Below are 6,670 nucleotides of genomic sequence, written 5' to 3'. Positions count from 1 at the left end.
CGCTGCCCGTCTTGCTGAGCAGGTCATTCAGAGTGCTCACACTCTGACGATCCTGGGCAGCCAGGTAGGTATTGCCTTTGAGGCCATTGAGAATGGCAGCCGCGTCTTGATAGCGACCGGCATTGTAGGCCTCGCCTGCTTTCTTGATCATCTCCTGGCCCGACTTGCGCATCGCCAATGCTTTCGCATTGCTTTGCACTGTCGCATCCAGTTCTTTCTGCTCCGCAGCAGAAAGGCTCGCTTTCAGCTCGGCGGCACGCTTCAGATAGACCTCCGCCAGTTCGAATTCGAACTTGCGATGGTTCTCGACACCCGTTTTCAGGATGTCACGTGGTTTCAGTGATTGTTCACCGCCTGTCTGCACCACATCCGCAGGAGGTGCAACTTGTACAGGCACCGTGTTATCAGGCGGTAAGGGCAGCCCCTGTGCCAGCACAGCAGCTGGAGTCCATCCCAGCAAGCCCACTCCGCCGATCCATGCCAAGGATTTAGCCCGAATCACTGCATCCTCCTTTCGTGTCCAACCTTCCGGTTCCCTTCATCTGGCAACATCACCTTCCCCCAGGTGCTGCTGTAGTCCAGACAAACTGGGCGTCCCGTTGCGTTTCCCCGGCGAGCTTGAAAGCTCCGTTGGACACGTACGCAGAAACCCCACTCAAGGGTTGGGGTGATAGCCGCTTTGCAAGGCTGGTCAATGGCAAAGCGCGATTTTTTTCGCTTTTTCTGGCTACTTTTTCTTATGTTTTCTGCGAATCCAGGTCGCTTGGCTAAACAAGCTAATCATCATGAGATAACCATTTCAGTCAAACTGGCTAAAAGAAATACGAACAGGTAACTCATTATTTCAACCATAACGTCCAAATCACGATCACCAGGCTTAACAGGATGGCTGCTGCCATCGCCAACATCACATACGTTCGCAAACTTCCTGTCTGCACAGCTCTCAGTGTTTTTCCACCTGATTGCGTTAATACTGCTGATTGCCTGACAATGCCATCCACCATGCGTTCATCAAACTGCTTTTCAATCCATGCGATGCCACGAGCCAGGCGTGCCAGTTGATGGATGATTTCATCCCAAAACCAGCGATCCATGATCTGATAAAGATGCCCGAGGCGAAGGACAGGCCGGGTTATCAGTCTGTCAATCCATGCATCCCAATACCAGCCGTTAAATAAGAAACGCTGGAAAGAGCTGGCGGACAATGGCCACGGTTTATCAACATTCCGGCATCTGTTCCAGGCTAGTGCAACACCGGTTGCCAGTGTCACAAATGCAAGAAGCATGGAGAGCACGTGGGGCGACAGTGAAGTTGCTTCATAGAGAGGTCGTAACCAGCTTTCGCTCTTGAAATAGCCGTTCGCCAACTGCTCGGCAGCCGCGGCTAATGGCAAAACACCTTCTTCACGAACGGAGGATGGTTCACTGAGTTGCCAATGCTTGACAAGCCAGTTGTTATCCATGGCCCAGGGTGTGGGCAGCCAGACGAGAACCAGCGACAGTATGGCCAAAACGATCAAGGGCCAACGGAGCAAACCGCTGACATCCTGAGCACTGTTGGTAACTGCTTCATCGCGGGGCTTGCCCATGTAAATCAGCCACCAGAAACGCGTCAAATAGGCCGCGGTCAGCAGCGTTGTTACCATAGGCACTACGATCAGTAGCAGATGGTTCACATTCAGGGATGCAAAGCTGAGCAGTGAAACCAGAATGCCATCCTTGCTGTACCAGCCCGGCAACAAAGGAAGCCCGACAAGAGACAAACAGGCAAAGAGGGATAGACCTGCCAGCACGGGCATTCTGCGGCGCAGACCACCCAGCCGAGTGATATCCTGTACGCCGTTGCAACTATCGACCACTGCCCCGGTGCCGAGAAACAAAAGTGCCTTGCAGCAAGCATGGGTTGCCAGGTGCAGGAGTGCCATGATCCAACCGCCCACGCCCAGCGATGCAAACATCAACCCGAGCTGGCTGAGAGTTGAATATGCGAGAATGCGCTTCAGATCGGTTTGCACCAGGGCACATGTAGCACCATAGAACGCAGTAAACACTCCACCATAGGCAACGGTGAGCAACACTTCAGGCAACAGCAGTGGAAAGATTCTCGCTAACAGATAGACACCCGCAGCGACCATGGTTGCAGAGTGCACCAGTGCACTGACAGGAGTTGGCCCTGCCATCGCGTCAGGAAGCCAGGTCTGCAGAGGAAACTGCGACGACTTTCCGATGCAGCCCAGAAGCAGCCCCAGACCGGCCAGAGTCAGCATCCAGTAAGGAACGGTACGCAGACCCATGCCATGTCCACCGGTTCTCCCCGGATCGTAAGCATCAAAGCGTCGGCGATCGGGTTTATCGTAGTGGCCATTCAGTGTTTCCTGATTCCAGACCACGATATGACTGCCCTGCTCTGCCAATTCCAGTTTTTTTCTGCCTGTTCGGGTGGTGACGTGGTTGACACGACACATCGTGCCAGCCTCAGCACCCTTTTCTGCAAAGGCATCATCATGGCTATCTTTCATAGGCGTTCGTAGGGCATCGCTCAGGCTGAGCTGTGCAATACGCCATTGTGGCTGGCCATCTTCCATCACCACGTTACCGAGAATGTCGCGAACTTCTTCCTTCACGGTGATCAGGTTGAGCGTTCCGGTATAGGTGAACAGAATGACGATGCCAATCAGGAACCCTGCATCGCCGACACGGTTCATGATGAATGCCTTGAGTGAACCAGTCCGGGCAGCTTCCTGCTCACGGTAAAAGCCGATCAGGAAATAGGAGGCCAGACCAACGAGTTCCCAACAGAGGAAAATCTGCAGTAGATTATCAGCTAGCACTAGATGCAGCATGGCACCAGTGAAGAAGCTGAGATGCATGAAGAAACTGGTGTAACGACCAGGCCGATGCAGATGAGCAATGGGATCAAAGAGATCAGCCTTCAGTTCTTTCCGCATGGATCGCATGGCAAAAAAGTGAACTCCCAGCGCGACCAAGGCAATGAAAGGAATGAGGATGGAAGTCAACGCATCTATGCAGTACCCCAATCGTAACTCAATTGCCGGCGAATCATAACTGTAGCCCAGCTTGCCGATGCCATCGTAACCCAGATGTGACAGGCTCATCCAGGTGATGGACGATGCCCAGGGTTGCACAGCCTGCAATTGATCGCGGGATTGCTGGATATGCTGTTGAAAAAGTGATGCACCAATACAGGAAAGAACTGTTGAACCCAGCAGCGCAGCAACGGCAATCCATGCTGTCCAGGAGCGGTTCCATCGTCGCAGGCACAGCAGCAGAATACTGGCCAACACGGGCAACGAGGCAGCTACCAGATATATCCAGCCCGGATCAATCATCCTTGAAGTTCCTGAGCCTGATCAACATCCACCGTGCCAGCATTGTTGTAAAAATTGAGAACAATAGCCAAGGCAATGGCCGCTTCTGCTGCTGCCAGCACGATGACCATGATGGTGAATACCTGACCATCCAACTGAAATGCAGGCTGATAGCGGGCAAAAGCAGCTAGGTTCAGGCCTGCAGCATTGAGAATCAGTTCGACGCCGATGAGTGTGCCAATGGCATTGCGCTTGGCGATGATGCAGGCTAAGCCCACCACAAAGAGTATCGCAGCCAGGACAAGATAATGCATTAGGGTAACAGTCATGCAACATCTCTCCGCAGTCTTTTGGATCGAGCAAGGTAGGCAGCGCCAATAAGCACCACCAGCAAATGCACGGAAATGATTTCGAACACCAGCAGATTATGAACGATCTGCCTGTTTTGCGTTGGCACTGCAGGTAAAGGCTGAGGTTGCTCACCCTGTGTTGACCCTAGCAATGTTAATGAAAGTCTGTCCGTATTGCTGGCATCTGTTGGCGACTTCACCGATGTTGGCTGATAACTTGACCAGTCAACTGAACTCAAACTGATGATGAGCAGAACGAACAAGCCACCTGCAATGCATGCGGTAAGCAGCCACTGCCACTTTGGTATCAACCATTTTACCTGAGGCCCCTGAGCTGTGAGCATGATCGCAAACACGATAAGAACAAGAATGCCACCCACATAAATGAGCAGTTGGGTCGCTCCGAGAAACTCAAAGCCTAACTGGAAATAGAGACCCGCAACACCAGCGAGAGTAAACAGCAGCCAGACTGCGGAGCGCACCAGTTGCGATGACACCAGCGTAGCCAAGGCTGAGCCACCAGTGAACAATGCCAGGCACCAGAAGATGAAATCGTTAAGGGTCATGGCATCCCCGGAGTAATGACCGGGATGCCCGGATGCACCCGCCAATTCATCCAGCCGGGCAGCAGCGTGTTCCACAGCAAAGGCCAGAGAGCTGAGCCGATCAAGCAGATACAGCAAATAGGAACGAGGTATTTCAGGCACGTTGTCATCACCTGGTCAATACGCAACCTGGGTAAAGTCCATCGCACCCACATCATGACTGTTACCAGCAGCCAGCATTTCATCATGAAGATGATGGCATTGACGATGTTGCCTGCAATGTAACCAAGCCACTGCACCGGATCGATGGGAAGCAGGCCCGACTGCCAGCCACCGAGGAAGAGCACGCAACTCAACCCACTGATGACAAACATGCTGCCATATTCTGCCATGAAAAAGAGCGACCAGCGCAAGCCGCTGTATTCGGTGTGGAACCCTGCAACGAGTTCTGATTCCGCTTCAGCCAGGTCGAACGGGGCACGCTTGCAGCCTGCCACTCCGCATGTGAAAAAGACCCAGAAGGAAATAAACAGAAACGGATCGCGGAAGATCAACCAGTTCCAAATGAATCCCTGCTGCTGCCTGGCAATCTCGTAAAGGTTCAACGTGCCTGCCGTCATCAGCACTATCACCACGCAGAGTGTTCGTGGCACTTCATAGCTGACCATCTGGGCAGATTCGCGGATGCCTCCAAAGAGTGACCACTTGTTGCCTGATGCATAGCCAGCGAGAATGACGCCAAATACTTCCAGGCTCGTGAGAGAAAGCAGCAAAAACACGGAGGCACCGGATTCTATCGCAAAAAGACCTGCACCGAAGGGCAAGATCATCAATGGCAGGAAGGCACCTAGAAACGCCAAATAGGGTGCCAGGCGAAACAGCCAGCGGTCTGCCTGGGCCGGGATGAAATCTTCCTTGGCCAGTAATTTGATGCCGTCAGCAAGAGTCTGCATCCAGCCGAACCGGCCAACACGGGTTGGCCCGAGCCTGTCCTGAATGCGTGCCGATACTTTGCGTTCCAGCCAGATGAAAAACAACGCGGAGACAGCAATCAGGGTAACCAGAATGATGGCGGCAAGACCAGCAGACAGAAGAATGGACAGACCTTCGGGCATGAAGTAATCCAGCGTGTTTTGCTCTAGCTTTATGCTTCATGTTACAGTATCAACCGTAATCCGGCATGTTGTCTGATGATGAAACCATTACGGTATGAAGCGATTATTGCACCAACCTGTTTTATCGCTACCTGGTCAAACCGGTCGTGACCTGGAACGCAAGCTTCCAAGCTGGAAACTATTTTTCGCATCAGACTTATCGCCATCAGGCCAAGGCCCTCTGGTGCGCGATCAGCAACTCGCCATTCTGGAGAGCCTGCTTTTTGCAGCTGACGAACCGCTTACGCCCAGACGACTGGCATCGTTGTTGAAGATTCGTTCAACAGATACGGTCAAACGCATGATCCAGCGACTGCAAACACTCTATGATGCTGATGATAGTGCACTACAACTGGTCGAGCTTGCAGGAGGCGTGCAACTCCGCACGCGGGAACAGTTTGTGCCCTGGTTGCTTAAACTGCAGCCTGCACCTCACTTGAACCTGACAGCAGCTTCGCGAGAAACTTTGACGATGATTGCGTACAAGCAACCGATTACGAGGGCTGATCTCGATTCGCTACGTGGTGTTTCGTGCATTGAAGCGTTGCGAACACTGTTGGAAAAGGGACTGATCCGCATTGTCGGTCGCGATAAATCGCTCGGCAGGCCTGTGCTCTATGGCACAACCAGGCAGTTCCTGGAGCTCATGGGCCTCAAGAGTCTGGAAGCACTTCCCCCGTTAAGTGACTGATCTGCTCCCCTCTCCCCAGTGGGGAGAGGGAACTTTGATCAGATTAAACGACTGAGTTTTACTGGCATTTCTGCACTGGTTGGGTATCTTCAATATCCAGAACCTGTTTGCCATGAGGTGCACTATGCCATTCACACTTCCCTGGCTGGTGATCATTGGTGCAGCCATCGTTCACTTTGCACTCGGTGCATTCTGGTACGGCTACTTTGGTGAGACCTGGCTGAAAGCACTGCACAAACGCAAGGAGCAACTCGATACTCGCGATCCAACACCGTATCTGATCTCGTTTCTGGGTGCAGTGCTGAATGCCATCGCCATCGCTATTGTTCTGAGTTGGGTGACACCACTGACGGAAACCCGATTGCTGGCGGCTTTTGTCACTACACTGCTGCTGGGCGGAGCAGTCTTTGCAGCAGGCTCTGCCAAGCACTATGCGTTTTCCGGCTGGTCGTGGAAGTTGTACGCCATTGATCTGGGTTACGATATGGTTGGTTTCTTTCTGATGAGTTTGATTATCGCATTTTTGCGATGATATCTCATACTGCCTGTAGCCGGGAGTCCAGATCGTCTCTTATTCCATGCCGTGTGCTGGCAAGGGTGG

General features: G+C 52.7%; 7 protein-coding genes. 2 read left to right on the top strand and 5 right to left on the bottom strand.

Features of this window, described 5'->3' with window-relative positions:
• The 5 genes from JNJ77_10465 to nuoH all read right to left on the bottom strand — a co-directional run.
• Nucleotides 1-502, bottom strand: a 502-nt coding sequence (locus JNJ77_10465; GenBank protein ID MBL8823000.1) for a hypothetical protein, incomplete at its 3' end; no start/stop codon positions are given.
• A 337-nt stretch (nucleotides 503-839) separates the two neighbouring features.
• Entirely contained in the window at nucleotides 840-3,350 is a 2,511-nt protein-coding gene (locus JNJ77_10460; protein MBL8822999.1) for a hypothetical protein, read from the bottom strand.
• Complete coding sequence (gene nuoK / locus JNJ77_10455; protein ID MBL8822998.1) at nucleotides 3,347-3,658, bottom strand: NADH-quinone oxidoreductase subunit NuoK; 312 nt, start codon at nucleotides 3,656-3,658, stop codon at nucleotides 3,347-3,349. Before nuoK ends, JNJ77_10460 begins: the two co-directional genes overlap by 4 nt.
• Nucleotides 3,655-4,245, bottom strand: a complete 591-nt coding sequence (locus JNJ77_10450; GenBank protein MBL8822997.1) for an NADH-quinone oxidoreductase subunit J — start codon at nucleotides 4,243-4,245, stop codon at nucleotides 3,655-3,657. The genes nuoK and JNJ77_10450 overlap by 4 nt, the downstream gene beginning before the upstream one ends.
• Nucleotides 4,242-5,339 (bottom strand): NADH-quinone oxidoreductase subunit NuoH, encoded by a 1,098-nt coding sequence (gene nuoH / locus JNJ77_10445; protein MBL8822996.1) that lies wholly within the window; start codon nucleotides 5,337-5,339, stop codon nucleotides 4,242-4,244. The genes JNJ77_10450 and nuoH overlap by 4 nt, the downstream gene beginning before the upstream one ends.
• A 94-nt stretch (nucleotides 5,340-5,433) precedes the next feature.
• Between nuoH and scpB the strand changes: the two genes are divergently transcribed.
• A complete protein-coding gene (gene scpB, locus JNJ77_10440; GenBank protein ID MBL8822995.1) occupies nucleotides 5,434-6,069 on the top strand; it encodes an SMC-Scp complex subunit ScpB in 636 nt (211 codons plus the stop codon).
• 124 nt (nucleotides 6,070-6,193) lie between these two features.
• Nucleotides 6,194-6,601 (top strand): DUF1761 domain-containing protein, encoded by a 408-nt coding sequence (locus JNJ77_10435; protein MBL8822994.1) that lies wholly within the window; start codon nucleotides 6,194-6,196, stop codon nucleotides 6,599-6,601.
• The last annotated feature ends 69 nt before the right edge of the window (nucleotides 6,602-6,670 follow it).

The sequence above is a fragment of the Planctomycetia bacterium genome, from assembly GCA_016795155.1.
Classification (GTDB): domain Bacteria; phylum Planctomycetota; class Planctomycetia; order Gemmatales; family HRBIN36; genus JAEUIE01.
Note: the sequence above shows the minus strand (reverse complement) of the source record. Positions and strands in the feature narration are given on the sequence as shown.

Bases quoted from the DNA above. Each gene is read 5' to 3' on its own strand.
- nuoK (MBL8822998.1), bottom strand. From the start codon at position 3,658: ATGACTGTTACCCTAATGCATTATCTTGTCCTGGCTGCGATACTCTTT.
- scpB (MBL8822995.1), top strand. From the start codon at position 5,434: ATGAAGCGATTATTGCACCAACCTGTTTTATCGCTACCTGGTCAAACC.
- JNJ77_10460 (MBL8822999.1), bottom strand. From the start codon at position 3,350: ATGATTGATCCGGGCTGGATATATCTGGTAGCTGCCTCGTTGCCCGTG.
- JNJ77_10435 (MBL8822994.1), top strand. From the start codon at position 6,194: ATGCCATTCACACTTCCCTGGCTGGTGATCATTGGTGCAGCCATCGTT.
- JNJ77_10450 (MBL8822997.1), bottom strand. From the start codon at position 4,245: ATGACCCTTAACGATTTCATCTTCTGGTGCCTGGCATTGTTCACTGGT.
- nuoH (MBL8822996.1), bottom strand. From the start codon at position 5,339: ATGCCCGAAGGTCTGTCCATTCTTCTGTCTGCTGGTCTTGCCGCCATC.